Below are 26,077 nucleotides of genomic sequence, written 5' to 3'. Positions count from 1 at the left end.
GCAGTCTTCGGAAATCGGCTTGCGGCCGCCGGGACGCCCCATTCGGGAGGCGCATCGCCCGGGCGGCCACCTCTCATGATCTGGCATTCAAGGCTGGTTCAAACAGCAGGACACTTTCATGACCGACTACATTATCAAAGACATCGGGCTCGCAGACTGGGGCCGTACCGAAATCGAGATTGCCGAGCATGAAATGCCGGGTCTGATGGCCTGCCGCGAAGAATTCGGTGCATCCAAGCCGCTCAAGGGCGCCCGCATCGCCGGCTCCCTGCACATGACCATCCAGACGGCCGTGCTGATCGAGACCCTGGTTGCGCTGGGCGCGGAAGTCCGCTGGGCATCGTGCAACATCTATTCCACCCAGGACCAGGCCGCCGCGGCCATCGCGGCTTCCGGCGTTCCGGTCTTCGCCGTCAAGGGCGAGACCCTGGAGGAGTACTGGGACTACGCCGACAAGATCTTCGATTTCCCGGACGGCGCCAACATGATCCTCGACGACGGCGGCGACGCGACGCTGTACATCCTCATGGGTGCGCGCGTGGAAGCCGGTGAAACCGACATCATCGAGAACCCGGCCTCCGAGGAAGAAGAGTGCCTGTTCGCGCAGATCAAGAAGCGCATGGCCGCCAACCCGGGCTGGTTCACCAAGCAGAAAGAGCTGATCCAGGGTGTTTCGGAAGAAACCACCACCGGCGTTCTGCGTCTTTATGAAATGCAGAAGAAGGGCGCGCTGCCGTTCCCGGCGATCAACGTCAACGACAGTGTCACCAAGTCCAAGTTCGACAACCGCTACGGTTGCCGTGAATCGCTGGTCGACGGCATCCGCCGCGGCACCGACGTGATGATGTCGGGCAAGGTCGCCGTCGTCTGCGGTTACGGCGATGTCGGCAAGGGCTCCGCCCAGTCGCTGGCCGGTGCCGGCGCCCGCGTGATCGTGACGGAAATCGATCCGATCTGTGCCCTGCAGGCCTCCATGGACGGCTTCGAGGTCAAGACCATGGAACAGGTCCTGCCCGAGGGCGACATCTATGTCACCGCGACGGGCAACAAGGACATCATCACCTTCGACCACATGCGTGGCATGAAGGATATGGCGATCGTCTGCAACATTGGCCACTTCGACAACGAGATCCAGGTTGCCGCCCTGAAGAACACCAAGTTGCGCCCGGTCAAGGACCAGGTCGACATGTACGAGTTCCCGGACGGCAAGCGCATGATCCTCTTGTCCCAGGGCCGCCTCGTGAACCTCGGCAACGCCACCGGCCACCCGAGCTTCGTGATGTCCGCCAGCTTCACCAACCAGGTTCTGGCGCAGATCGAACTCTTCACCAAGGGCGACCAGTACAAGAACGAGGTCTACGTGCTGCCGAAGCATCTTGATGAGAAGGTTGCCCGCCTGCATCTGGAGAAGCTGGGCGTGACGTTAACCGAATTGACGGACGCACAATCTCAATATCTGGGGATTAACAAGACCGGTCCGTTCAAGCCGGAACACTACAAATACTGATTTTGAAGAGGGGTGCTACTAGATGTGGTAAGCGCCCCGATTCGGGTATGTGAACAAAAAAATGCAGGACCCTTGAATTTTAAGGGTCCTGTTAACTTTTCAGTTACGGACTCTTCTGCGTGATTCTCAAAAAGGTTATGGTTTAGACGAATCAAAGGCCAGGAGGCGGATGTCTTTGATTTGCTCCCAGAAACCGGGGGCTGCAGCCCGCGAAAGCGGGGAAAGCGGCGTAAGGGGATCACAATATGCCGAAAGGCAGCACGGACGGCGCGCGGCCACGCGCGACGTGGCGAGAATGGAGTCTGAAATCGGTCAAGCTGAGCGGCACCGCGCTGGCAGGCGCGAGTCTGTTCGCCGGACCGGCGGCAGCCGATATGCTTGCCGATACAACCGCTGCCATCTCTCCCGATACCATGATTCTTTTCGGTTCGTTAGGCGGTATGTGCGCCTTTGCCGTCACGGCGGCTGTCGCCCTGGTCCGGCTGCGCAATCACTCTGCACAGCAGACCGGCGCCCTGGAAAAGGAAAAGGGCGACCTGAAATTCCGCGTTGACCGGCTGGAAGCGATGCTCAACACCGATGAGCAGCGCGTGATCGTATGGACGGGCAATGGCGCCATGCCGCAGATCTGGGGCGTGCTCCCGGAAAAGTCGGGCGTTCCGCGTCCGCCGGCACAACTGCTGGCCTTCGGCAGCTGGTTGACGGCCAAATGCGCCGGTGACCTGGAGCGGTATCTGGACACGCTGTTCCGTACCGGCGAAACCTTTACCACCACCTTGAAGACCCGCACCGGCAGCTATGTGGAAGCGCTTGGCCGCACCACGGGCGGCGCCGTGGTGCTGCGCCTGCGGGACCTGACCGGTGAACGGCAGATGCAGGCGGAACTCGCCGCCCGCAACGCCAAGATTTCCGGCGAGTTGCACATGCTGCATGCTCTGCTTGACGCCATGCCCGCGCCCGCCTGGCAAAGGGACGCGGAAGGCAACCTGATCTGGGCGAACCAGGCCTATGCCGAAGCTGTCGAAATGCCGGATGCCGAAACCGCGATCAAGGAGGGTGCGACGTTCCTCGATGCGGCGGCCCGTACGGCGATGGCCGTGCAGCGCGACGAGGACGGCTGTTTCAACGCCCGTATCCCGATCGTCGCGTCCGGCGAGCGCTGCGTGTTCGAGGTCACCGATGTCAACGCCAATGTCGGCGGTGCCGGCCTTGCCGTGGACATCAGCGAACTGGAACAGGCGAAGAAGGAACTCGGCAGGGCCGAGGATTTCCATGGCCGTACGCTCGACCAGCTGGCTGCGGCGGTTGCCATCTACAGTTCCGACCGCAAGCTGCAATTCTACAATGCGGCCTTCAAGCAGCTCTGGGATCTGGACCCGGCCTTCCTGGAAAGCCGTCCGGAAGACGGAGCCGTGCTCGACGCGCTCAGGGCGGCGCGCAAGCTGCCCGAGCAGGCCGACTACCGGGTCTGGCGCAACAAGATGCTGGACAGCTACCAGTCGGTCGAGGCGCGGGAAAGCTGGTGGCACCTGCCGGACGGCCGCACCCTGCGTGTCATTGCCAACCCGCATCCGCAGGGCGGCGTCACCTATATCTACGAGAACGTCACCGAACAGCTCGACCTCGAAAGCCGCTACAATGCGCTGACACGGGTCCAGGGCGAAACGCTCGACAATCTGTCCGAAGCCGTTGCCGTGTTCGGCTCCGACGGGCGGTTGCGCCTGTGGAATCCCGCCTTTGGCCGGATCTGGGACCTGGAAGAGGACCGGCTTGCTGAGCTGCCGCATGTCAAGGAAGTGGTTTCCGCCTGCACGCTCAGCGAAACGGAGCGCGAGGCCTGGGAACGGCTCGCCGGCAATGTCACCGGTCTGCTCGACAACCGCACCCAGAATGTGAATCGCCTGGAACGCCACAATGGCGATGTCCTGGACTATGCCACTGTCCCGCTGCCGGATGGCGGCACGCTGGTGACCTTTGTCGACGTGTCCGACAGCGTCAACGTGGAACGGGCCCTTCTGGAAAAGAACGAGGCACTGGAACAGGCCGACCAGATCAAGAACGCCTTCATCCAGCATGTCTCCTACGAGCTGCGTTCGCCGCTGACCAACATCATCGGCTTCGCGCAATTGCTGGCGGATCCGAAATTCGGCGAGCTGTCGGACAAACAGAGCGAATATGCGGACTATATCCAGTCCTCGTCCTCGGCGCTGCTGGCCATTATCAACGATATCCTGGACCTTGCGACGCTGGATGCCGGCATCATGGAGCTCGACCTCGGCGAGGTCGACGTAGCCGCCACGGTCGAGGCCGCGGTCGAAGGGCTGAAGGACCGGATCGCCGAGACCCGGATCAACCTGCGCACCCACGTGCCCGACGATATCGGCGTGATGGTTGCCGACGAAAAACGCCTGCGCCAGGTCCTGTTCAACCTGATTGCCAATGCGGTGCGCTATTCGGAAGCCGACGGCGTCGTCGATGTCAGCTGCAGCCGCGAGGACGGCAACGTGACCTTCGTCGTCAAGGATCACGGCTACGGTATTCCGGCCGAGATCCTGACCCAGGTCTTCAACCGCTTTGTCGGTCATGATACCGGCGCGCGGCGCCAGGGCGCCGGCCTCGGCCTTGCCATCGTCAAGAGCTTTGTCGAACTCCATGGCGGCACGGTCGACATTCAGTCCGCCGAAGGAAAAGGCACGACGGTGACCTGCGCATTTCCCGCGCGGCCCGAGCTGGCGGACACCGCCGCCGCGGAATAAGGTGCCGGATGGCAGACCACGACCTGAGGCCCTTGCCGGCGGCATTCCTGACCCTGAACATTTCCGACGAGGCGGAAACACGTCTCCTTGCCAACGATGTGGCGCTGATCCTGCGGCCCGGCGACGTCATCTGCCTGTCCGGAGATCTCGGTGCGGGCAAGTCGACCTTCACGCGGGCTCTGTTACGCGCCTTTTCCGGAGAACCGGACCTCGAGGTCCCCAGCCCGACCTTCACACTTGTTCAGACCTATGCGTTCGACCGGTTCGACCTGTCGCATTTCGATCTCTATCGCCTGGAAGAGCCGGAGGAGATCGAGGAGCTCGGGCTGGACGATCTTCTGGAGACCGGGGCGGCACTGATCGAATGGCCGGAAAAGGCGGCGGACCTGCTGCCGGCCGATGCGCTCTGGATCCAGATTTCCCAACCGTCGGACGAGGCCGACAGCCGGGTCTTCCGTTTCTTCTCGGATCGGTCGGACTGGCAGGACCGCGTCGGCGAGACCCTTGCGACCCGGGCCTTCCTGCGTTCCGCAGGCCATGGCGGGGCCGGTCGCCGGTTTCTGGCGGGGGACGCGTCCCTGCGCACCTTCGAGACGGTCGACACGGGCGCGCAGGGGGCTGTGCTCATGCGCTGGCCCTTCAAGGGGACGTCCGTGCCGGAGCCGGTGCGCGCCTATATGCGCAAGGTTCACCTGGCGCAGGACTGCCGGGCGGTGGTCGCGATCGGTTCCGAGCTGCGCCGCCGCGGTTTCCTCGCGCCGGAGATCTATGCCGCGGACCTGGAGGCGGGCTTCATCCTGTCGCAGGACCTGGGCCGTGAAACCATCGTGGAGGACGGCAAGCCGGTGCCCGGGCGCTATCATGCCGCCGTGGACCTTCTGGCCGGCCTGCATGCACAGGACTGGCCGCAAGCGGTGCCGCTTGCGGACGGAAGTTCCTATACGGTTCCCGCCTATTCCCATGATGCGTTGATCGCCGAGGCATCGCTGTTTCTGGACTGGTATGTGCCGCATGTGACCGGCAAGGCGGCGGAAGACGCCGCCAGGCGCGATTTCGAACTGTTGTGGCGGGCTGCGCTCGCCGTGATTGGCTCCGCCCAGACCGGCTGGGTGCTGCGCGACTTCCACTCGCCCAACCTGCTCTGGCAGGACGGCGCGTCCGGCACCGGCCGGATCGGCCTGATCGATTTCCAGGATACGGTGATCGGACCTGTCGCCTATGATGTTGCTTCTCTGCTTCTGGATGCCCGCACCGACATCCCGAAGGATCTGGAATCGGACCTCTTCGATGCCTATGTCTCGGCGAGGAAAAGGCAGTCTTCCGATTTCGATCAGGAGCGGTTTTCTGAGGCCTATGCGGTGATGGCCGCGCAACGGATCACCAAGATCCTCGGGATCTTCGTCCGCTTGGCAATGCGTGATGGCAAGCCGGCATATTTGAGCCATTTGCCGCGCATGCTAGGCTATCTCGACCGGGTGCTTGACAGGCCGGTCCTGTCGGATTTGAAAGACTGGTACGCACGCTTCCGGCCCTGAACCCTGCTCAGTCAGCCGACGGCCCCACATTTGAGAAAAACGATGACACATTCGCGGTTCCGTCCTTCCAAAGCCATGATTCTGGCTGCCGGCTTCGGCAAGCGCATGCGCCCGCTGACGGCGACCACGCCGAAGCCGCTTATCGAGGTCAACGGCCAGGCCCTGATCGACCATGGCATGGACCGGCTGGCAGCCGCTGGCGTGACATCCTGCGTCGTCAACGTGCATTACCTGGCCGATCTCGTGGAGGTCCATGTCCGGCACCGGAAGGATATGGACATCGTGGTTTCGGACGAACGGGACGAGTTGCTTGATACCGGGGGCGGAATCAAGAAGGCACTGCCGTTGCTGGGCGACCAGCCGTTCTTCCAGCTCAACGCCGATACCTGCTATTGGATCGAGGGCGTCAAGCCGAACCTGGAACACATGATCGATGCCTGGGACGATACCCGCATGGATGCCTTGCTGCTGATTGCCGAGACGGTGAAGTCGATAGGCTATTCCGGACGGGGCGATTTCGACATGGCTCGGGACGGGGGGCTCACCCGCAGACCGGAAAAAGGGGTCACGCCCTTTGCCTATGCCGGTGCGGCCATCCTTCATCCACGCCTGTTCGACGGCGCACCGGACGGACCCTTCTCCATGAACGGGCTGTTCGACAAGGCGATCGAGAACGGCCGTCTGTTCGGCGTCCAGATGGAAGGCCTCTGGCTGCATATCGGAACCCCTGATGCCATTCGGGCGGCGGAATACGCCGTGCGCGAGAGTGCTGCCTGAGAATGGCGGATGCAACGCGTCTCTGGTCCGTCCCGCCCTCGGTTCCCTTTCTGAAAACCCTCGTCGACACGCTGGTCGATGGTACCCTGGTGCCGGGTTTCCGGCCGCTTGACGACCCGCTGCTTCTGGCGGATGCTACGCTCTACCTGCCGACCCGCCGGGCAGCGCGCCTGTTGCCGGAGCTGTTCCAGCAGCGCTTTGGCGGCCGTCCCGTGCTCCTGCCGGCAATCCGCCCGGTTGGCGATGCGGACGAGGACCTGCAGGGCCTGACCGGCGATGCCGACCTGGAACCCCTGCCGCCGGCGATGCCGCTGCTGGAACGGCACCTGGCCATGACACGGCTGGTCAAGGCGTGGAAGGGCATGCTGCGCCGGGAGGCTCTCAGCCTGCGATCCGACGAACCGCTGGGGCTGCCCGCCTCCACGGCGGATGCCGCGTGGCTGGCCGGGGACCTCCTGGCCCTGATGGACGAAGTCGAGACCGAAGAAGCCGACTGGACCGACCTGGCCGGTCTGGTGCCCGACGACTACGCCCGCTATTGGCAGATCACCCTCGACTTCCTGCAGATCGTGCGAGAGGCCTGGCCGGCGCATCTGGCCGAACGCGGCCAGATGGACCCGAAGGCCCGACGCTCGGCGCTGATCCGGCGCGAGGCACGGCGCCTGGGCGAAACACCGCAGCGCGGACCCGTGATCGTCGCCGGTGTCACCGGTTCCGTGCCCGCGACGGCGGAGCTTCTGAAGGTGGTTGCCGCGCTGCCGCACGGTGCCATCGTCCTTCCCGGGCTGGACAGGTTCATGGATACCCGTTCCTGGACAGTGCTCGGGCAGCGTGGCGAAAAGGCCCGGTCCACCCGTGGAACCGGTGCCCCCGCCGAGCTCACCCTGCCGTCCCATCCGCAATATTCAATGAAGCAGCTTCTGGCCCGGCTGGGCGCCGCAAGGGAAGCGGTCGGTGTGCTCGGACCCGCGCCGGACACCGCCCTGCTGCTGCGTGAGGAGCTGGTTTCGGAGGCGCTCCGTCCGGCAGAGACTTCGGACGGCTGGACCGGATTTCTGGACCGGCGGCCGCAGGACGAGCGTGCCAAGGCTCTTGAAGGCGTCTCGATCATGACGGCGCGCAACGAGGCGGACGAAGCCCTGAGCATTGCCATCGCCCTGCGCGAGGCGATCGAATTGGGCGAAGCGGCCGCGCTCGTGTCGGCGGACCGGATGCTGACCCGCCGCGTTGCCGCCGAGCTTGCCCGCTGGACCATCCAGGTCGACGACAGCGCCGGCCGGCCGCTTGACCAGACGGCTCCCGCGATCCTGGCCATCCTGAGCGCCAAGCTGGCGCTGAACGGCTGTGAGCCGATCGATCTTCTTTCCTTGCTGAAACACCCGTTGACGCGGCTCGGGCTGCCGGTCAAGGACATCCGCTCCGCGGCCCGGGCGCTGGAGCGCGGTGTCATTCGCGGACCGCGTGCCCGGTCCGGAACCGGCGGGTTGAAACAGGCCGTGGCGGCCAGCCGCGAGAGCGCCGAAACGGCGCACACCCCGCGCTGGAAGAAGATCCACGAGGCCGACTGGGACGTGATTTCGGAGCTTGTCGAGCGCCTTGCGGCGGCGCTGTCGCCGCTGGAAGAGCTGGCCGCGGACAACGAGCCGGTCGACCTGTCGGAGCTGAGCCGCCGTCTTGTCGAGGTGGTTGAAGCGGTCACGGTCGATGAGACCGGATCCTCGGCGGAACTTTACGCGGCCGAGGCCGGGGAGGCGCTGGCGCAATTCCTGACCGGGCTTCTGGAGGCCGGGGAAAGCGGTCTGGAAATTCCGCCCGGCGAGTGGCCGTCCGTGCTGCCCGCCCTGATGGCCGGCCAGGCGGTACGCCGCCGGCTGCCGGGCGACACCAGGGTCCAGATCCTCGGACCGATGGAAGCGCGGCTCCAGAATTTCGACTTCATGATCCTGGGCGGTCTCAATGAAGGGGTCTGGCCGCAGCGCACGCGCAACGACCCCTGGCTGAACCGGCCGATGAAACGGGACATGGGCCTGGAGCCTCCGGAGCGCCGGCTTGGTGCGGCCGCCCACGATTTCGCACAGGGACTTGGCGCGAAGCGGGTGCTGCTGTCGCGCACGGCGCGCGCGGATGGCGCACCAACCGTTGCCTCGCGCTGGCTGCAGCGTCTGACAACACTGGCCGGACCCGAACTGACCGGGGAGCTGGAACGGCGCGGCGCGGTCTATACGCGGCTTGCGGCGCAGCTCGACCGCGCCGAGGGACCGGTCCGTCCCGCCGTGAGACCGGCCCCCCGCCCGCCGCTGGCCGCCCGCCCGCACTCTCTGTCGATCACCGAGATCGAGCGGCTGATCCGTGACCCTTATGCGATCTATGCCCGCCACGTGCTCGAGTTGCAGCCGGTGGATCCGATTGGCGGTGAACCCGGCGCCGCAGACAAGGGCAACCTCATCCATGAGGCGCTGGCCAGGTTCCTGATGACCTGGACAGGCCCTTTCGACGACAGCGCTGTCCAGGCGTTGATCGGGATCGGCGAAGAGCTGTTCGTGCCCCTGGACGCGTTTCCCGCGATCCGTGCCCTGTGGTGGCCCCGGTTCCAGAAGATCGCCGCCGGGTTCGTCGCCTATGAGGCGAGGCGGTCGAAAGCGGTTGCCGAGAGGTATCTCGAGATCGGTGGCGGCGTCGCGCTTGCCTTGCCCGGCTTCGACTTCCGCCTGCGCGGCCGGGCCGACCGAATCGACCTGCTGAACGACGGCGGCCTGTCGGTGATCGACTACAAGACCGGCCAGGTGCCGTCGCAGAAGCAGGTCGATGCGCTGCTGTCGCCCCAGCTGTCGCTGGAAGCGGCCATGGTCAAGCGCTTCGGTTTCAAGGACGTGCCCGCGGACATCGCCGTCACCGAACTCCTGTATCTGCAGCTCAAGGGCGGTGTCGAGCCGGTCATCGAGGTTGCACGCAACCCCAAGGAAACGGCGTTGGAAGACCTGATCGAGGATGCCTGGGCCCGGCTGGAGCAGCTGATCGCGCACTATGCCAGGGAGGAGACCGGCTACCTGTCCCGCGCCCGTGTCATGCGCGAGCGGCAGATGGACGGCGACTACGATCACCTGGCGCGGACCCAGGAATGGGCTCTCGGTTCGGAGGAAGGTGCATGAGCGGCTTCCAGATCCCGCAGCTGACCCGCGAGCGCCAGGACCTCGCCTCGCGTCCGCGGGCCTCCGCCTGGGTGAGCGCCAATGCCGGATCCGGCAAGACCTTCGTATTGTCGCGCCGGGTCGTGCGGCTCCTGCTCGACGGCACCGATCCGAGCCGCATTCTCGCCCTCACATTCACCAAGGCCGCCGCGGCGGAAATGGCGACCCGCGTCTTTCGCATTCTCGGCGACTGGGTGACCAGGGACGATGAGGCCCTGTCGAAAGAGCTTGAGGACATCGAGGGACTGAGGCCGGACGCGGCCCGTCTCGCCATGGCAAGGCGCCTGTTTGCCCGGGCGCTGGAAACGCCGGGCGGCCTGAAGATCCAGACCATCCACGGCTTCTGTGAAGCCCTGCTGCACCAGTTTCCGCTGGAGGCGAATGTCGCAGGCCATTTTGCGGTGCTGGACGACCGGGTGGCCGCGGAACTGATGGCAGAATCCCGCGCCACGGTTCTGCACGCCGCGGAAACGGATCCGGACAGTGCCTATGGCCGCGGGCTGGCCTCGGTGATCGAGCTGATGAGCGACGGCGGTGCCCAGAAGGCGCTGGACGAACTGATCCAGAGCCGGGACGCCTTCCGCCGCTGGACCAATGATGCCGACGGGCTGGAGGCTGCGCTCGATGAACTGGCCGGTCTGCTGGAGGTGGATCCGTCGCTCCGGCTTTCGGAATTCGATCGGCGTTTCAAGGACGACTGCCCGCTGGACATGGGCATCTGCCGCGCCTATGCGGAAGCGCTGAACCTGGGAACGAAGACGGATCAGGCGCGGGGCCAGGCGCTGGTGGATGCAGCTGCCCTGTCGGACCCCACCGCGTTCCGGGAAGCCTGGCTGGCGATTTTCCTGACCGCCAAGCTGGAGCCGCGCAAGGCGCTGGCCACCAAGAAACTTGCCGCCGATTTTCCGCAGATGGTCGAGGCGCTGGAAGCCGAGCAGGGGCGTCTGCTCACCCTTCTGGACGCGCGCCGCAAGGTCGTCACCTATGAAGGCACTGCGTCGCTGCTGCGCCTTGCCGACGCGGTCATCCGCCATTACGAGCGGGCCAAGACCGCCCGCGGTTATCTCGACTTCGAAGACCTGGTGGTCAAGACCGCGACACTCCTGCAGAAATCCGATGCCGCGCTGTGGGTGCAGTACAAGCTGGACCAGGGGCTCGACCACATCCTGGTGGACGAAGCCCAGGACACCAGCCCGCGCCAATGGGACGTGGTGACTGCTCTGGCCGCCGAATTCTTCACCGGCGAGGGTGCGCACCAGCGGGTGCGCACCCTGTTTGCGGTCGGTGACGAGAAACAGTCGATCTATTCATTCCAGGGTGCCGTTCCGGCCTATTTCGATGCCATGCGCCGGGAGTTCGAGCAGAAGGCGGGCGAGGCGAAGCGGGAATTCCATTCCGTCAACCTGCAGCTGTCCTTCCGTTCGACACCGGACGTGCTCGGCGCCGTCGACAAGGTGTTCGAGGATGCCAGTGCCCACACGGGCCTTTCCCAGGACGTGCGGGCGCCGGTGCACGAGGCGATCCGCCGGGACGCCGGCATCGTCGACCTGTGGCCGCTGGAGGCGGAAGCCGAAATCGAGGAGCCGGATGACTGGCGCGAGCCGATCGATCACGTCGGCACGGGCAGCCCGATGCTCAAGGTCGCGAAGCGGATTGCCTCCGAGATCGGGCAGTGGATGCGGGAGGGCACGGCGGACCCGGGTGATGTCATGATCCTGGTGCGCAAGCGCGGCCCCTTTGTCGAGGCGCTCAACCGGGAACTCAAGGAGCTGGACATTCCGGCCGCCGGCAGCGACCGGCTGGTGCTGACCGACCATGTTGCCGTCAAGGACCTGGCGGCGCTCGGCCGGTTCCTGCTGCTGCCCGAAGACGACCTGTCGCTCGCCTGCGTCCTGAAGAGCCCGCTCTTCGGCCTGAACGATGACGACCTCTTCGACATTGCGCGCGAGACACCGGACAAGATCCGGCCGGGCACGCTCTGGCAGATGCTGGTCAGGCGCTCCGAGACATCCGGCCTGTGGCGCGGTGTCAGATCGACACTGGAAGACTGGCGTTCCCGCGCCGACTTCGTGCCGCCTTATGAATTCTATGCCAGGCTGCTTGGTGCAGATGGCGGCCGCCGGGCCTTCCGGGCAAGGCTCGGGGTCGAGGTCGACGACGTGCTCGACGAATTTCTTGCGCTGACGATCGCCTATGAGCAGGCGGGCACGCCGGGCCTGGAAGGGTTCCTCGCCTGGATGGCGGCGGCGCCCACCGAGATCAAGCGCGAACTGACCAACACCAAGGGCATGGTCCGGATCATGACTGTGCACGGCTCGAAGGGGCTGGAAGCGCGGATCGTGATCCTGGTCGACCCGGGCGCGCCGCCGGTGAGTGCCATCCACGATCCGGCGTTTCTGCCGCGCCAGCGCCTTGACAACGATCTGCTGCCGCCCGCGCTGGTCTGGCTGCCGCCCAAGACCGACCGCTTGCCCTGGCATGACGACGCGGTCGACGGGCTGCGCACCACCCAGCAGGAGGAGTACAGGCGGCTGCTCTACGTGGCGCTGACGCGCGCCGAGGATCGCCTTGTGGTCTGCGGCTGGGAGCCGAAGCGCGGCGCCCATGAAGACTGCTGGTACTCGATGGTTTCCCGCGCGCTGAAACCGGAAGCGCGCGAACTCACCGGACCGGATGGCGAGGTCACCGCCTGGCGCTGGCACAAGGATCCCGAACATGCTGACAGCGGGGCGGCGGAAGGTGGTCATGCGGCGCCGGTCGTGCCGGACAGCGCCGGGCCGCTGCCGGCATGGCTGACGGAACCCGTGCGTTCGCTGCCGAAGAAAAAGCGATTGCAGCCATCAAGGGCCTTCGAGGCCATGGAGGAAAAAGACGGGATCGAACCTGTTCCGGCCGTGTCGCGCCTGCAGGCCGGCAGGGACGCGGCTTCCTGGCCGCTCGAACGCGGACGGCTGGTCCACCGCCTGCTTGAGCTCCTGCCGGACCGGCCTGCAGCGGACAGGAGGACTGCTTCCGAAGCCTTTCTTGTCCAGGCGCTGAAGCCTGAATTTCAAGACCGCCGTTCGCGGCTTCTGGACGAGGTAACCGCGATTCTGGAAAGGCCCGACTTCGCCGCCCTGTTTTCCGCAAGGGCCCGTGCCGAAGTGCCGCTGGTCGGGACGATTCGGGCAAATGACGGCACCGAGGTGGAGATTTCCGGTCAGGTCGACCGTCTTCTTGTGGAGGATGACCGGGTTGTGATCGTGGACTACAAGACCAATCTTCAACCGCCGGCCGAGGTCGAGGGCGTGCCGCTGGAATACCGCGCGCAGCTTTGTGTCTACAGGGAAATGCTGAAGCGGATTTACCCGGGCAGGGAGATTTGCGCGGCCCTTCTGTGGACCGCGGGACCTTCGCTGATGGAAATCCCGGCGGAACTGCTCGACGAGACCTTCGCAGGGTTGCGGCCTGACGGCACAGCCGCTTGACGGGGCGCCTCTCGCTTCCTACGTTCGTGCCAACTGACGCGCTTGCATCGGGTAGGCGCGCACACAAAAACTACGAGATCCTGTTATGGCAACCACGCAAGTCACCGACGCTTCCTTTGAAGCGGAAGTCCTGAAATCCGACAGCCCGGTCGTCGTCGACTTCTGGGCCGAATGGTGCGGTCCCTGTAAGATGATTGCGCCGGCGCTTGAAGAAATCTCCGAGGAGATGGGCAGCCAGGTGAAAATCACCAAGCTCAACATCGACGAGAATCAGGACATGGCCATGAAATACGGCGTCCGGTCGATCCCGATGCTGATCCTGTTCAAGGACGGCGAGCCGATGGCCACCCAGATCGGTGCCGCACCGAAAGGCAAGCTGTCCGACTGGATCAAGAGCGCCCTCTGATCGCATGTCTGCCTGCGGCCGACCGGTGGCAGACCATATGAGCGCGTCCGGCGGATAAGCGAAAGCCTGTCCGCCGATCCGCTTTGAAAAGGCCTGCAATTGGTATAAAGCAGCCGCAAAGAGATTGAGCCAAACGGAACATTCATGAGTGACGACAACAAAACCCCGGAAGAACAGCCGGCGGATGTGACGCCGGAAACCGAAGCGGCTGACGGCCAGGGCGATGCTGGCGAAGCTGCCGTCGATCCGGTTGAGGCGCTGCAGGCCGAGAATGCCGATCTGAAGGATCGCGCCCTGCGCACCATGGCGGAGATGGAAAACCTACGCCGCCGCACCGAGAAGGAAATCAAGGACGCCCGCCAGTACGCGGTGTCCAGCTTTGCGCGCGACATGCTGACGGTGTCGGACAACCTGCGCCGGGCACTGGAAGCCCTGCCGGAAGACGACCGCAAGAACGCCGACGCCGGTGTTGCCTCCCTGATCGAGGGCGTTGAGATGATCGAGCGCGATCTCCTCAACCAGCTGGAAAAGAACGGCGTCAAGAAACTGGACCCTGAGGGCCATAAGTTCGACCCGAATTTCCACCAGGCCATGTTCGAGGTTCCCAACACCGAGGTGCCGAACAACACGGTGGTCCAGGTGGTGCAGGCCGGTTACGTGATCGGCGAGCGCGTGCTGCGTCCGGCCATGGTCGGCGTTTCCAAGGGCGGCCCGAAGGACGTCGCCCAGGCGGCTCCGGCAGGCGACGCCGGCCAGACGGTCGACAAAAGCGCCTGACGGCTGACCAGCCACATATTTTGAAAAAGCCACTCTCGTCAGATGCGGGGGTGGCCTTTTTATTTGTACTGACCCGACAACCGTTGGACGCCAAAGCCATCTCGATTTGTCGTCCCGGTCTTGACGCTGACGCGTCAAACCGGGATGACAATCGGTGAGGCAGGTTATTCCGGCTAAAGGGCGGAAAAAAACGGGGGCACCATGCTGCTGCAGATGCTGGACTATCTTGGCGTGGCCATCTTTGCAGTAACCGGCGGCATCGTGGCCTCGCGCAAGCAGCTGGATATCATCGCCTTTCTGTTTTTTGCCACCCTGACAGGCATTGGCGGCGGAACGCTCCGGGATCTGCTGCTCGGCGTGCCGGTGTTCTGGGTCGCCAACGAGGCCTACCTTCAGGTCTGTCTGGTCGTCAGCGTCCTGGTCTGGTTCTTTGCCGACTGGATCGAGACCTTGAGCAAACCGCTCCGCTGGGCTGATGCAATCGGCATTGCCGCCTATTCGGTCATGGGCGCGGCCAAGGCCTTGACGGTCGGCGACACCATCCTGGTTGCGGTCCTGATGGGCGTATCGACGGCGACTTTCGGCGGAGTCCTTAGGGATACGATCGCCGGTGAACCGACCTCCATTGTCAAATCCGAGATCTATGTCAGCGCGGCCTTTGCCGGCGCGGGCAGCTACGTGCTGCTGGTACAGCTTGGGCTGCCGCAGATCCTGTGCATGGTCGCGGCCGGTGGCGTGGCGCTGGTGCTGCGCGGCGGGGCGATCCAGCGCGGCTGGACGCTGCCGGGCTATCGGGGCCGCAAATCCTGAACCGGACTGAACCCTTGATATTTGTCACAGGTCTGTCCCGCGGGCGGCGCTAAGATACTGTTGCTCGAAAAAAAATCGGCAGGGAGATGGAAATGGCCGAACACGGGATTTTCTACTGGAACGAATTGATGACCCGGGACACGCAGAAGGCGCGTGACTTCTACGGCAAGACGCTTGGCTGGTCCTTTACCGAAATGCCGATGGAAGAGGGCACCTATGTGGTGGCCAATCTGGGCGACAAGCCGGTGGGAGGCCTCTTCCCCATGGCCGGCCCGCAATTCGAAGGCGTTCCCGAGCACTGGATATCCTATATCGCCGTCGACAATGTCGACGAGCGCCTTGATCTGGCCAAGGCCCATGGCGGCGAGGTGATCCGCCCGCCCTTTGACGTGCCGGGCATCGGCCGGATTGCGATCCTGAAGGATGTCGGCGGCGCCGTTCAGGGGTGGATGACCCCGGCCGCGGAAGCGGGCTGAGCCGGAAACGCTCGCTGCTTTTGGCAAGCAAAAAGCCGGTTCGAGAGAACCGGCTTTTATCATTTTATTCGTTGTTGAGCCTTCCGGGCCCAACGGTCAAAGAACGTTGATCTCGACACTGTCGGCAAGCGTGTTGGCGATGAAGCAGTAGCGATGCGCGCGCTCCTGCATCTGGTCCAGCTTCTCGGTGTCGACTGCAAAGCCGGTGTCGAAGTGCACAACGGGATTCAGGTCGATCCGCGTCACGGACATCTGCCCCTTTTCGTTCTTGCCGAGATGGGCAACCGCGCGGTCGTGATAGCTCGCGACCGGCCAGCCCGCCTTTGCCGACAGGGCCAGAAACGTCATCATGTGGCAACTGGACAGGGCTGCTGCGAGCGCCTGTTCGGGATTGGTGTGCTCGGGATCGCCGCCCCAATCGGGGGCGGCGTCCACCTGGACTTCATGACCGGCATTGTACTGCACCAGATGTGCATTGGAGTATTCGCCGGCCTTTAGATTGGCCTCGGTGCGCTGCCAATGCAGCGCGATCGAAAGATCTGACACGTTCTCAGCCTCCTTGCTGGGTCCTGCCCGGTTTCACAAGTTCAGGCGGCTGCGAGCTTTTTTCTGGGGTCGAAGAATGGCCGCTCTGCCACAGTGGCACCTGTCACGCCGAAAGGCATTTCAACCTCGAGCGGTGTGCCGATATCGGCGCAGTCGACCGACACCATGGCCAGAGCGATGTTTTTCTCCAGGCGCGGCGAGTAGACGGCCGAGGTCACCTTGCCGACACATTGCCCGTCCCGATGAATGACCCAGAAGGCGGTGTTCGGACCTGGCAGTGGTGCGCCGTCCATAATCAGGCCGACCTGCCTGCGGGTCACGCCGTTGTCCCGGATGCGCTGCAGCGCGAATTTGCCGATGAACTCCGCATCAGTGTCCAGATTGACGAGCCGGTCCAATCCCAGTTCGAATGGGTTGGTGTTGATATCGGCGTCCGCGTGATAGGAAAGCATGCCGCCTTCAATGCGGCGAATGGTCGAGGTATGTCCCGGCTTCAGGCCGAGCGGGCCGCCGACCGCCATGATCCGTTCCCAGAGAATGTCGCCATAGGCGCTGTCGCGCAGGTAGATTTCATAGCCGAGTTCGCTGGACCAGCCCGTGCGCGACACGATCAGCGGGATGCCGTCCAGGTCCAGCTCGCGCAGCCAGTAATAGCGCAGGTCCATGATCGCGTCGCCGAACAGGGCGCGCATGATTTCACCCGATTTAGGGCCCTGCAATTGCAGGGGCGAGACATCCGGCTCGGTGATGGTGACATCAAGGCCGGAATGCACGGCAACGCCCTGCGCCCACAGCAGGATGTCGCTGTCGGCGAGCGACAGCCAGAAATGGTTCTCGCCGAGGCGCAGCAGGATCGGGTCGTTGAGGATGCCGCCATAGGCGTTGGTGATCAGCACGTATTTGCACTGTCCGACGGCCATGGTCGACAGATCGCGCGGGGTCAGCAGCTGCGTGAACTTGGCGGCATCGGGCCCGGTGATCTCGACCTGGCGCTCCACCGCGACATCGCACAGGATGGCGTCGTTCACCAGGTTCCAGAAATTCTGCTCCGGATTGCCGAAATCCCGCGGGATATACATATGATTATAGACCGAAAATCCCTGTGCGCCCCAACGTATGGTCGCGTCGAAATAGGGAGATTTCCGGACTTGGGTTCCAAAGCCGAACTCACGAGCTTGCATCATTTTCCTCCACCCATTTGATCATTGGGCATGGCCCGCAGCGGTGTTGCTGATGCACTAGGAAATAGGGCTTTTGGTCTGAACGTGTGGCCTGAAAATTGGCGTTTTGTCAGACCGAGCAGACTGTTTTCAGGGCTGATCTCAGCCCAATCAGACATGCTCTAGGCTATCGTGACAAATAAACGACTGGCAGCGCCGCCCGAAAATCGGGTCATTTCCGCGTCGCATGTCGTCGAATATGCTCCGCATGTCCGTCACCTAGCGTTTGGGCGGTGATACGAGCTTGCCAAGGTTGGGCTGCACGGCCTTGATCAGGCGCGTGGCGAAATAGGTCACGTATCTGTCGATGCCCAGATCCGCTGCAAGAAGATCATCCATGAGCTCCTGGAAGCTGGCCAGGTTGGGGGTGACAACCGTCATGACATAGTCGGTGCCGCCGCCGGTCGCGACGCAATTGATGATCGCGTCGACAGTCCTGATATGGTTTTCAAACCGGTCGAAATCTGATTTTCGGTGATGTTCCAGGGACACGGTCACGACAACCCGTGTCACGTCGACAACGCGCTCGAGGGCGATGTCGGCATGGTAGCCGCGGATAAAACCTTCTGCGCGCAGGCGGGTCAACCGTGCCCAGCACGGTGTCGCTGACAGGTTCACGATTTCGGCCAGCTTCGTCTTGCTCAGCTGCCCGTATTTCTGGACCGCGCCGAGGATGCGGATATCCGTCGCATCGAGACCAGTTCGAATTCTCATTGGACCGTGCCTAGCTCCCTGTCAGAAAAGCGATGCCATCGTAGACTTGCCAACTCCCGAAGCTCAAGGATCGAATATGGGACCAAGTCTGCGCTGACGGGTATGATTTTGCGACAGCAACATGAGCGGCTGCGTCAACATTGGAGGTACGGTGCCCCTTCACGCTACGGGCCTCCCGGCGCGGGCGGGTCCGGGGCCGGATTCAGGCGTGCGGAGGCCCGTCGAACAGCTGCCGGAATGAAAAACGCCGGCTCATGGTAGCCGGCGTTTTCGTTTCCCGTGGAGCCGCGGAGGTCTCCGAAGAGGCACCCTGGCGTGGCACGTTAATAGACAAGCCCGGTGGTCGCCGACACGCAGTAGATCAGCCCGATCGCGATCGCCGGAAGGCTTGCCGAGTAAGCAAGTGTCGTCAGCATGACGTTTTCCTTTGCAAAACGGCTTTTTTCGAAAACAGGCGCGTCACTCCGGTGCCGGTGTATGGCCCTTGTTCGACGTGCGCGTTTTCGGCGCAACCCCCTGTCGCCGCTATGTGGTGTCTTGCGCAGCAAGTTCCAGAGGTCAGGTTCTCAAAAAAATGTGTGCGGCAAGGGCGTGGTCGGCAAGGCCCGTGCCGGGGCCGGGGAGAAACAATGTTCTCTGGCCGTAATACCGGCGGCCTGCCTTGTTGCCATGGGTCAGTTCCCTCAGGTCTGCCGCCCATTCGAGCTCGCTCCGCGGCGGTGCCGAGAGATCCGAGGTGAACAGGCGAGCCTCTTCCAGGAGGTCTGTCGGCAGCTGTGCCGTCGGATCGATCACATCGACGTGACAGCCTGCGGGCGGGTCGAGATAGGTCAGTGCGTGGTGGGTTCCGGACCCGCTTTCCGGCCCGGCGATGCAGATGAGGTCGGCTCCTTCCTGCGCGGCGTGGATCTCGCTCGTCACGCCGACATGAACATCCTTGAGCCCGGGCAGGCCGGCAATGCGTTTCTGGGTTTCCGGGGCTGTCCCGGCGAGCAGGATCGAGGTCAGGTTCCGGACATCGGCATAGGCGGAGACGAGGCGCGGCAGGCGCGGGTCGTCGCCGATGACCAGCAGCCGGGCAGTGTCTTCCCGCGACAGGTAACTTGCCGCGAGCGCGTGCAGAGCCGAGGTTCGCCAGACCGTCAGACGCATGCCGTCAAGAAGGGCGATCGGCTGGCCGGTGGAGCCGGAAAAAAGAACATAGAGACTGGCCGCCGGACCCGGTCTTTCCGGAAGGTCGAGCGCCAGTGCGCAACCGATATAGCCACGGCTGACATCTCCCTGGGCGGCGAAATCGGTCCAGGCCGGTTGCAGCGACAGGGCTCCGCTAAGGCCACCGAGCCGGGTGAGCGGCATGGGTGCGGTCCGGGGCACGACGGTGTTGGACCGGTACGCCCGGCGCAGGGTCTCGAGCACGGACCTGTCGTCGAGGCAGGCATCGATCTCATCGCTGGAGATAATCCGCATGGTATCGGCCGGTCAGGCAGCCGAGCGGTTGCCTGGCCCTGTCAGTCCCTTGACGCCGCCCGCCGGCTGGGCGGACGTCTGCATCTCGCGCAGCTGGTCGGCTTCCTTGTGCCACTTGGCGGCTTCACGGCGTTTCACGCGGGCTTCCTTGCGCCAGCGGCCCTGCCTGGCCCAGGCTCCCAGTCCACCGACGACGATGCCGACGCCAAGACTGGCGAAAATGATCCAGAACAACGGGATGTCGGTAACGGTCAGGCGCGGATCGGCCGGATCAAACGGGTTCAGGGACAACGACACCGTGTGCCGGTTGGCCACGGACAGAGGGACCAGGACCACCGCGACTGCGAACAAAATCATGCTCTTGATGAAACGGGTCACTGCATTCTCCCGGAACTTGTCAGATCACGGCGTCATTCTAGATGGGATCGCTCGGCAGGTGCAATCAGTCGTCGCCGTGATCCACACCATCGTTCAAACGGATGCGCATTTCCTTGCCGGTCTTGAAGAACGGCACGAATTTCTCATCCACTTCCACCTTCTGACCGGTGCGCGGATTGCGTCCGATACGGGCGGGGCGGTTCTTTACGGAGAACGCGCCGAAGCCTCGAAGTTCGACACGGTCGCCGCGCATGAGCGCCTCAGTGATCTCATCCAAGATGGCGTTGACGATGTTTTCAACGTCCCGCTGATAGAGATGCGGATTTTGTTCGGCAATATGCTGAACAAGCTCAGATTTGATCATGAAGAGCCCCCTCGCCTAGTGATTATTGTCTGCCGCGTCAGAAGCCTGCCAAACGGATACGAGCCCGTCAAGCGTAAGACCTCGTGGAATCAGCCCCTTAGCGTCATTAATCGGGTCCAGAAGGACAGATCCGATACCTTTTCCGAATTCTCGGGAGACACGGGAGGAGAATGGAAGCTCCTCGAGGTTCTCGTTTGTCGACCAGGTCACGACGGGAAGGTCCTTGGCCACGCCCCGCTCGCTCTCGAGCCAGGCGATCGCGGCCTCCTCACCGCCGATGCCGTCGACGAGCTTTTCCGACAGGGCGTCGTGCCCGGTCAGGATGCGGCCGTTGGCCAGTTCACGGGCCTTCGCCGGCTCGAGAGCGCGGCGCTCCGCGACAAGGCCGACGAACCAGTCATAGGAGTCCTCGACCAGGCTCTGGAGCATTGCCCGTGCCTCCGGGCTCGTCTGGGAATAGAAGTCGGGTTCGGCCTTGAGCGGAGCGCTCTTGACGGCTTCCATCTCGACACCGACGGTGTCCAGCAGTTTCTGGATGTTGCCGAACTGGAACAGGACACCGATCGACCCGGTGATCGAGTTGTAGCGGGCGACAATGTGGTCGGCGGCAAGGGCGACCATGTAGCCGGCGGACGTGCCGACGGTGCGGATTTCCGCCACGACCGGCTTTTTCTCCGACAGGCCGCGCAGCGCCTCGTAGAGCGCTTCACCGCCCGTGGTGCTGCCGCCGGGGGAATTGATCGAGATGACGACGCCCTTGACCGCGTCGGACTTGGCGATCTTCTCGATCATCTTGAGCGCCTTGCGGTCCTCGATGATGACACCCTCGACCGGGATGCGGGCCACATGGGCCGTGCGCTTGGACAATTCCGATGCGCCGGACGCATAAAGGATGCCGGCGACAAGCGCGATGGCGATGACAACAAAGGTGGCGATCCGCCAGAAAGTCACCTTGCGCCTCAGCCGCCGTCTATCCACGAGCGCATCGATATCTACAGACATGAATTACGTGTCCCCGGACAAGAGCATTGAAAACCAACAACCTACATAGGGTGACCATTGCCGGAAATGCAATCGGCATGTGAAACTTTCGCATCAGAATACGGCAGTTTCAGGCAAGCCGGGCCCGATCGGTGACAGAAAGCGCAAATTTTGGGCTGTACCCTAGTCGCCGAGCGGTTGCGGACCTGTCCGGCCGTGAAAGGCGGTGAGGGAGGCCCGGATGCGGCGCAGGTTTTCGGTGGTTGTGGCGGTGCGTGCCTGGGCGACGGACATGGCGATGGCGTCGACGATGATCAGATGGGCGTAACGCGACGCCGTCGGCTTGTAGATGTCCGGGTCCTCGGGCAGGTCGACCAGGATCGCGGTCCTGCAGATCTGCGCGAGCCTGGATCCCTTGGGAGCGATGGCGATGGTCGTCGCACCATAGCCGCCGGCGATCTCGGCGGCGCTGACAAGTTCCTCCGCCTCGCCACTCGCCGAGACGCACAGCAGCACGTCGTCCGGGCCGAGCGTCGCCGCCCGCATCTGCAGCAGGTAGCTGTCCTCCAGGGCGACGGAGGGAATGCCGAGCCGGAAGAACCGGTTGGCCGCCTCGTTCGCAACCATCGACGATCCGCCGCCGATGCCGGCCGCCACCAGCTGCCTGCACTCGGAAATCCCGGCAACGGCCTGTTCGAGAACGCCGGGGTCCACCTGGCCGCGCATCACGTTGGCCGTGGCGTAAAGCGCGCCCAGAACCCGGTCGATGGCGGTGTCGCTTGCCACCTGTTCGCTGTTCGTCGGGGCGGAAATATATTGCAGGCTGACGGCGAGATTCTGTGCCAGGCGCAGTTTGAACTCGCGAAACCCGTCGCAGCCGAGCGTGCGGCAGAAGCGGACCACGGTCGGCGTGCTGACGCCGGCGGCCTTGGCCAGTTGGGCGATGGTCATGTCGGAGATGTCGGACAGGTGTTCCTGGACGTAGTCCGCCACCTTCTGTTCCCGGGCCGGGAAGCGGCCGTCATGGTCGCGGAGAGCCGAGATGAGGTCTATGGCGGCCTGGCCGCTCGAACTGTCGCCGGATGGCGTTCTGATTTTCGCCTGCACGCGGGTCTCCCTGATTGCGGCATTTGTAATTTGATTACAGATTTTCGTCAACGCAGGTCTGAAAATAGCTCAAACCACGGTTGAAATGTAACTTAAAAACAAAAATGGCTTGACGAAAAGCGATTTCTCCTCTGAAAATGTAATTAAGATACATTTTGCAGGTGGGGGATACATGCGCGACTGGGCCGCCAATTCCAGCATGAAACTGAACAGGGGCGTTGAAGCCGTTGTGGCCGTGCTGATGGCTTTGCTGGTGCTAGATGTCTGGCTGGGCGTCGTTGATCGCTATTTCTTTCACTGGCAATTGCCCTGGCCGGAAATCATCGCGCGGTATCTGATGATCTGGGCGGCGATGCTGGCGGTCTCCTCGGGCATCGCCCGCCGCGACCATATCGGGCTGACCGCCGCGATCATGCGCGTGCCGCTTGGGCTGCGCAGACCGGTCCTGATTGCGATCGATCTCTGTATCCTGGCCCTGTTTCTCTATGTCTTCTGGTTTGGCCTGGGCTTTGCCGAAAGTGGTGCCAGGCGCCAGGCGATGATCTTCGGCGTCAGCCTGCAGCCTTTCTACGCGGCCATCCCGGTGGCAGCGGCACTGGCCAGCATCCAGACCGTGCTCGCCATGATCCGCGACGCGGGCACACATCTCGACACACCTCCGTTCGGGGAGGCCTCCGCATGATCGTCGCAGCTGTTTTCATCGGCTTTGTTCTTCTGGGCATGCCCATCGGCTTTGCCATCGGTGCGGCCGGGGTGATCGGTCTGATCGACATGGGGGGCGGCCAGTTCCTCGCGATCGGTCCGAGCCGGATTTTCAACGGGCTCAATATCTTCCCGTTCCTGGCGATGCCGTTCTTTATCCTGGCCGGCGAGATCATGAACCAGACCGGCATCACCGACCGCCTGGTGCGTCTCGCCCAGGTGCTGGTGGGTCATTTCCGGGGCGGTCTTGCGCATACCAACATGCTGGCCTCGGTGTTTTTCGCCGGCCTGACCGGCTCGGCGACCGCGGATGCCGCCGCCTTCGGGCGCACCCTGGTGCCCGCCATGGTCAAGGAAGGCTATCGCCGCGACTATGCCTGCGCGGTGACCGCCGCCGGCTCGATCATCGGCCCGACCATTCCACCCTCCGGGCTGATGGTTGTCTACGGCTCGCTGATGGGGGTCTCGATCGGCGGGTTGTTCGCGGCGGGCATCCTGCCGGGCCTGATCATCTGCGGCGTCTGCATGGCGGTGATTGCCCTCGGCGCCACGCGCAACAGCCTGCCCAAGGCAGAGCGCCGGGCGAACCTGAGAGAAATCCGCCAGGTTTTCGTGTCCTCGCTCACCGCCCTCCTGATGCCGGTGATCATCCTCGGCGGCATTCTGGGCGGTGTCGTGACGCCGACCGAAGCGGCCTCGATTGCCGTTGCCTATGCGCTCTTCATCGGCGCCTTCGTCTACCGGACGCTGACCATGAAGGCGCTTTACAGCATGCTGGTGCGCACGGCCCGGATCACCGGCGTGATCTTCGTCATCATCGCCTTTGCCGGCATTCTCGGCTGGTGGATGAGTTTCGAGCGCATCCCGCAGATGCTGGCCGAGACCATCCTGGGGATGGCCGACAACCGCTACCTGGTGATCGCGATCATCATCGGCTTCCTGCTGATTGTCGGCATGGTCATGGATATCACCGCCATCCTGATCATCCTTGCCCCGGTGCTGGTGCCGCTCACCGCGCAGGTCGGGCTGGAGCCTATTCACGCGGGCATCATCTTCGTGCTGGCCCTCAACATCTCCCTGATGACACCGCCGGTCGGCGCCTGCCTGTTCGTTCTTTCATCGGTCACCGGAGAAAAGCTGGAACGGATCGCCATCAAGCTGGGGCCGTTCCTGGCCGCGGAAGTGGCCGTTCTGTTCCTGTTTGCCTTCTGGGAAAGCGCGGCACTGTTTCTGCCGCGCGCCTTCGGGTTCGTCCCGTAACACCTCAAAACCAAAAACCTGACAGAGGAAGTGGAGAGAGACATGAAAACCATCGCCAAGGGACTGGCCGCGGGCCTCGTCGCATCGCTGATGGCCGGAAGCGCGCTTGCCGACGGCAAGGTGCTCAAGTTCGGGCACGACAACAAGACCGATCCGTTCGAGAATCCGGCTCACGCCTGTACGGCCGTGTTCTCCAACATCGTCGAGGCCGACACCAATGGCGCCGTCGACGTGGAAGTGTTCGGGTCCAACCAGCTCGGCTCCGCCGCCGAACACGTCCAGCATGTCCGCGACGGCGTGCTTCAGGCCACGCTGACCTCGACCGGCGCGTTGGCCAGCTATTACCCGCGCATCGACGTTCTCAACCTGCCCTTCGCCTTCGCAGACAACGCGGCGACCTATGAAGTCTTCGACGGCGCCTTCGGCAAGGCGCTTGCTGCAGACATCGAGGCGACGCTCGAAGATGTCGTCGTGCTCGGCTTTCCGGACACGGGTGGCTTCTTCGCGGTGACCAACTCCAAGCAGCCGATCGCTTCGGTCGAGGATTTCGACGGCATTCGCATCCGTACCATGACACTGCCGTCTCACCAGACCATCGTCCAGGCGCTCGGCGCCCAGGCCTACCCGCTCTCCTGGGGCGAGGTCTATTCCGGCCTGCAGACCGGCGTGATCGACGGCCAGATGAACCCGGTGCCGATCATCTCCTTCGCCAAGTTTTCGGAAGTGCAGAAATACCTGACGCTGACCAACCACCTGTTCTCGCCCTACACTTTCATGGTCAACCGGGACTTTTATGAAGGCCTCACCGAAGACCAGCAGAAGACCCTGCGCTACGCGGCCGAGAGCTGCGTCTCGGCAAGCCGCGGCCTGTCGCGCATCATTGAAGCGTCCGACCGCGGCCTTGCCGGGCTGATGGACAAGATGGAAGTGACGGCGCTCTCCGCCGACCAGCGCGCTGCAATGGCCGCCGCTGCCCAGCCGGCCTTCGAGACCCATGTCGCGGAAAATCTCGACCCGAAGGCCAACGAACTGCTGGCAAGCTTCAAGGCGGAAGTCGAGAAGGCCAATGGCAGCATCTACATGGACTGACGCCCGCCGCGGCCAGGGCTGAACCTGCTTGCCGTGCATGCAAGAAAAAAGGCCCCGCAGGTGAATGCGGGGCCTTTGTCATTGCGCTCCAACCGGATCAGCTGATCCCGGTCAGCTGAATGGCGAAGGTCAGGGCCTTGCCGGCCAGCGGGTGATTGGCGTCCAGGACCACTTCGTTTTCGGCGATTTCGGCGACAACGACGGTCATCATCTGGCCGTTTTCGGTCTGGGCCTGGAGCTGCATGCCGACTTCGAGCGGTACGTTGTCCGGAATGTTCGACCGCGGCACGGCCTGGCGTGCTGCCGGGTTGTGGGCCCCGTAGGCTTCGTCCGCCTCGATCCGGACGGTCTTTTCGTCGCCGACCTTCATGCCCGGAATGGCCTTGTCGAGACCCGGAATGATCTGTCCGGAGCCGACTGTGAATTCAAGCGGGTCCCGTCCTTCGGAACTGTCAAAGACGGAGCCGTCGTCCAGCGTGCCCTTGTAATGAAGTTGAACCGTGTCGCCGGCTTTGGCTTCGGTCATGGTGCCTATCGCAATTCTGTCTTG

General features: G+C 63.4%; 22 protein-coding genes. 13 read left to right on the top strand and 9 right to left on the bottom strand.

Annotated elements, in window-relative coordinates:
• Window positions 1–118 precede the first annotated feature (118 nt).
• The 10 genes from ahcY to O6760_RS04415 all read left to right on the top strand — a co-directional run bounded on the left by ahcY (window position 119) and on the right by O6760_RS04415 (window position 15,699).
• Entirely contained in the window at window positions 119–1,507 is a 1,389-nt protein-coding gene (gene ahcY, locus O6760_RS04460) for an adenosylhomocysteinase (protein WP_269584284.1), read from the top strand.
• A 245-nt stretch (window positions 1,508–1,752) separates the two neighbouring features.
• Entirely contained in the window at window positions 1,753–4,263 is a 2,511-nt protein-coding gene (locus O6760_RS04455; RefSeq protein WP_269584283.1) for a PAS domain-containing sensor histidine kinase, read from the top strand.
• A gap of 8 nt (window positions 4,264–4,271) precedes the next feature.
• Entirely contained in the window at window positions 4,272–5,798 is a 1,527-nt protein-coding gene (gene tsaE / locus O6760_RS04450) for a tRNA (adenosine(37)-N6)-threonylcarbamoyltransferase complex ATPase subunit type 1 TsaE (protein WP_269584282.1), read from the top strand.
• A gap of 42 nt (window positions 5,799–5,840) precedes the next feature.
• A complete protein-coding gene (locus O6760_RS04445) occupies window positions 5,841–6,575 on the top strand; it encodes a nucleotidyltransferase family protein (protein WP_269584281.1) in 735 nt (244 codons plus the stop codon).
• A 2-nt stretch (window positions 6,576–6,577) separates the two neighbouring features.
• Window positions 6,578–9,724 carry a double-strand break repair protein AddB gene (addB, locus tag O6760_RS04440; RefSeq protein ID WP_269584280.1) on the top strand — a complete coding sequence of 1,049 codons (3,147 nt, stop codon included), beginning with the start codon at window positions 6,578–6,580 and terminating at the stop codon, window positions 9,722–9,724.
• A complete protein-coding gene (addA, locus tag O6760_RS04435; RefSeq protein ID WP_269584279.1) occupies window positions 9,721–13,230 on the top strand; it encodes a double-strand break repair helicase AddA in 3,510 nt (1,169 codons plus the stop codon). Before addB ends, addA begins: the two co-directional genes overlap by 4 nt.
• Before the next feature lie 85 nt (window positions 13,231–13,315).
• On the top strand, window positions 13,316–13,636 hold the full coding sequence (trxA, locus tag O6760_RS04430) for a thioredoxin (RefSeq protein WP_269584278.1): 321 nt from the start codon (window positions 13,316–13,318) through the stop codon (window positions 13,634–13,636).
• Between the two features lie 144 nt (window positions 13,637–13,780).
• Window positions 13,781–14,413 (top strand): nucleotide exchange factor GrpE, encoded by a 633-nt coding sequence (gene grpE, locus O6760_RS04425; RefSeq protein WP_269584277.1) that lies wholly within the window; start codon window positions 13,781–13,783, stop codon window positions 14,411–14,413.
• Between the two features lie 201 nt (window positions 14,414–14,614).
• Window positions 14,615–15,223 carry a trimeric intracellular cation channel family protein gene (locus O6760_RS04420; protein ID WP_269584276.1) on the top strand — a complete coding sequence of 203 codons (609 nt, stop codon included), beginning with the start codon at window positions 14,615–14,617 and terminating at the stop codon, window positions 15,221–15,223.
• Window positions 15,224–15,315: 92 nt separating this feature from the next.
• Window positions 15,316–15,699 carry a VOC family protein gene (locus tag O6760_RS04415; RefSeq protein ID WP_269584275.1) on the top strand — a complete coding sequence of 128 codons (384 nt, stop codon included), beginning with the start codon at window positions 15,316–15,318 and terminating at the stop codon, window positions 15,697–15,699.
• 96 nt (window positions 15,700–15,795) lie between these two features.
• Here O6760_RS04415 and O6760_RS04410 read toward each other — a convergent pair whose 3' ends face one another.
• From O6760_RS04410 to O6760_RS04375, 8 genes are all read right to left on the bottom strand, one after another.
• Window positions 15,796–16,245, bottom strand: a complete 450-nt coding sequence (locus tag O6760_RS04410) for an OsmC family protein (protein WP_269584274.1) — start codon at window positions 16,243–16,245, stop codon at window positions 15,796–15,798.
• Window positions 16,246–16,286: 41 nt separating this feature from the next.
• Window positions 16,287–17,429, bottom strand: a complete 1,143-nt coding sequence (locus tag O6760_RS04405) for a glycine cleavage T C-terminal barrel domain-containing protein (protein ID WP_269584273.1) — start codon at window positions 17,427–17,429, stop codon at window positions 16,287–16,289.
• A gap of 255 nt (window positions 17,430–17,684) precedes the next feature.
• Window positions 17,685–18,179 carry an Lrp/AsnC family transcriptional regulator gene (locus O6760_RS04400; protein WP_269584272.1) on the bottom strand — a complete coding sequence of 165 codons (495 nt, stop codon included), beginning with the start codon at window positions 18,177–18,179 and terminating at the stop codon, window positions 17,685–17,687.
• A gap of 558 nt (window positions 18,180–18,737) precedes the next feature.
• Window positions 18,738–19,646 (bottom strand): ornithine cyclodeaminase, encoded by a 909-nt coding sequence (locus O6760_RS04395; RefSeq protein WP_269584271.1) that lies wholly within the window; start codon window positions 19,644–19,646, stop codon window positions 18,738–18,740.
• Between the two features lie 12 nt (window positions 19,647–19,658).
• Window positions 19,659–20,024 carry a lipopolysaccharide assembly protein LapA domain-containing protein gene (locus O6760_RS04390; RefSeq protein WP_269584270.1) on the bottom strand — a complete coding sequence of 122 codons (366 nt, stop codon included), beginning with the start codon at window positions 20,022–20,024 and terminating at the stop codon, window positions 19,659–19,661.
• Window positions 20,025–20,088: 64 nt separating this feature from the next.
• A complete protein-coding gene (gene ihfB / locus O6760_RS04385) occupies window positions 20,089–20,388 on the bottom strand; it encodes an integration host factor subunit beta (protein WP_269584269.1) in 300 nt (99 codons plus the stop codon).
• Window positions 20,389–20,403: 15 nt separating this feature from the next.
• On the bottom strand, window positions 20,404–21,390 hold the full coding sequence (gene sppA, locus O6760_RS04380) for a signal peptide peptidase SppA (RefSeq protein WP_269584268.1): 987 nt from the start codon (window positions 21,388–21,390) through the stop codon (window positions 20,404–20,406).
• 162 nt (window positions 21,391–21,552) lie between these two features.
• Complete coding sequence (locus O6760_RS04375; RefSeq protein ID WP_269584267.1) at window positions 21,553–22,476, bottom strand: MurR/RpiR family transcriptional regulator; 924 nt, start codon at window positions 22,474–22,476, stop codon at window positions 21,553–21,555.
• A gap of 172 nt (window positions 22,477–22,648) precedes the next feature.
• Between O6760_RS04375 and O6760_RS04370 the strand changes: the two genes are divergently transcribed.
• Genes O6760_RS04370 through O6760_RS04360 form a run of 3 tightly spaced genes read left to right on the top strand, consistent with a single transcriptional unit; the run spans window position 22,649 to window position 25,527 of the window.
• Window positions 22,649–23,158, top strand: a complete 510-nt coding sequence (locus O6760_RS04370; RefSeq protein ID WP_269584266.1) for a TRAP transporter small permease — start codon at window positions 22,649–22,651, stop codon at window positions 23,156–23,158.
• A complete protein-coding gene (locus O6760_RS04365) occupies window positions 23,155–24,438 on the top strand; it encodes a TRAP transporter large permease (RefSeq protein WP_269584265.1) in 1,284 nt (427 codons plus the stop codon). Before O6760_RS04370 ends, O6760_RS04365 begins: the two co-directional genes overlap by 4 nt.
• 42 nt (window positions 24,439–24,480) lie before the next feature.
• Window positions 24,481–25,527 (top strand): TRAP transporter substrate-binding protein, encoded by a 1,047-nt coding sequence (locus O6760_RS04360; protein ID WP_269584264.1) that lies wholly within the window; start codon window positions 24,481–24,483, stop codon window positions 25,525–25,527.
• 97 nt (window positions 25,528–25,624) lie between these two features.
• On the opposite strand, the gene O6760_RS04355 is transcribed toward O6760_RS04360, so the two are convergent.
• On the bottom strand, window positions 25,625–26,053 hold the full coding sequence (locus tag O6760_RS04355; protein ID WP_269584263.1) for an FKBP-type peptidyl-prolyl cis-trans isomerase: 429 nt from the start codon (window positions 26,051–26,053) through the stop codon (window positions 25,625–25,627).
• Between the last annotated feature and the right edge of the window lie 24 nt (window positions 26,054–26,077).

The organism is Roseibium sp. Sym1 (assembly GCF_027359675.1).
Classification (GTDB): Bacteria; Pseudomonadota; Alphaproteobacteria; order Rhizobiales; family Stappiaceae; genus Roseibium.
Note: the sequence above shows the minus strand (reverse complement) of the source record. Positions and strands in the feature narration are given on the sequence as shown.

What these genes read in the sequence shown, in the direction of transcription:
- ahcY (WP_269584284.1), top strand. Translation starts at nt 119, where the DNA reads ATGACCGACTACATTATCAAAGACATCGGGCTCGCAGACTGGGGCCGT.
- O6760_RS04455 (WP_269584283.1), top strand. Translation starts at nt 1,753, where the DNA reads ATGCCGAAAGGCAGCACGGACGGCGCGCGGCCACGCGCGACGTGGCGA.
- tsaE (WP_269584282.1), top strand. Translation starts at nt 4,272, where the DNA reads ATGGCAGACCACGACCTGAGGCCCTTGCCGGCGGCATTCCTGACCCTG.
- O6760_RS04445 (WP_269584281.1), top strand. Translation starts at nt 5,841, where the DNA reads ATGACACATTCGCGGTTCCGTCCTTCCAAAGCCATGATTCTGGCTGCC.
- addB (WP_269584280.1), top strand. Translation starts at nt 6,578, where the DNA reads ATGGCGGATGCAACGCGTCTCTGGTCCGTCCCGCCCTCGGTTCCCTTT.
- addA (WP_269584279.1), top strand. Translation starts at nt 9,721, where the DNA reads ATGAGCGGCTTCCAGATCCCGCAGCTGACCCGCGAGCGCCAGGACCTC.
- trxA (WP_269584278.1), top strand. Translation starts at nt 13,316, where the DNA reads ATGGCAACCACGCAAGTCACCGACGCTTCCTTTGAAGCGGAAGTCCTG.
- grpE (WP_269584277.1), top strand. Translation starts at nt 13,781, where the DNA reads ATGAGTGACGACAACAAAACCCCGGAAGAACAGCCGGCGGATGTGACG.
- O6760_RS04420 (WP_269584276.1), top strand. Translation starts at nt 14,615, where the DNA reads ATGCTGCTGCAGATGCTGGACTATCTTGGCGTGGCCATCTTTGCAGTA.
- O6760_RS04415 (WP_269584275.1), top strand. Translation starts at nt 15,316, where the DNA reads ATGGCCGAACACGGGATTTTCTACTGGAACGAATTGATGACCCGGGAC.
- O6760_RS04405 (WP_269584273.1), bottom strand. Translation starts at nt 17,429, where the DNA reads ATGATGCAAGCTCGTGAGTTCGGCTTTGGAACCCAAGTCCGGAAATCT.
- O6760_RS04400 (WP_269584272.1), bottom strand. Translation starts at nt 18,179, where the DNA reads ATGAGAATTCGAACTGGTCTCGATGCGACGGATATCCGCATCCTCGGC.
- O6760_RS04395 (WP_269584271.1), bottom strand. Translation starts at nt 19,646, where the DNA reads ATGCGGATTATCTCCAGCGATGAGATCGATGCCTGCCTCGACGACAGG.
- ihfB (WP_269584269.1), bottom strand. Translation starts at nt 20,388, where the DNA reads ATGATCAAATCTGAGCTTGTTCAGCATATTGCCGAACAAAATCCGCAT.
- sppA (WP_269584268.1), bottom strand. Translation starts at nt 21,390, where the DNA reads ATGTCTGTAGATATCGATGCGCTCGTGGATAGACGGCGGCTGAGGCGC.
- O6760_RS04370 (WP_269584266.1), top strand. Translation starts at nt 22,649, where the DNA reads ATGCGCGACTGGGCCGCCAATTCCAGCATGAAACTGAACAGGGGCGTT.
- O6760_RS04365 (WP_269584265.1), top strand. Translation starts at nt 23,155, where the DNA reads ATGATCGTCGCAGCTGTTTTCATCGGCTTTGTTCTTCTGGGCATGCCC.
- O6760_RS04360 (WP_269584264.1), top strand. Translation starts at nt 24,481, where the DNA reads ATGAAAACCATCGCCAAGGGACTGGCCGCGGGCCTCGTCGCATCGCTG.
- O6760_RS04355 (WP_269584263.1), bottom strand. Translation starts at nt 26,053, where the DNA reads ATGACCGAAGCCAAAGCCGGCGACACGGTTCAACTTCATTACAAGGGC.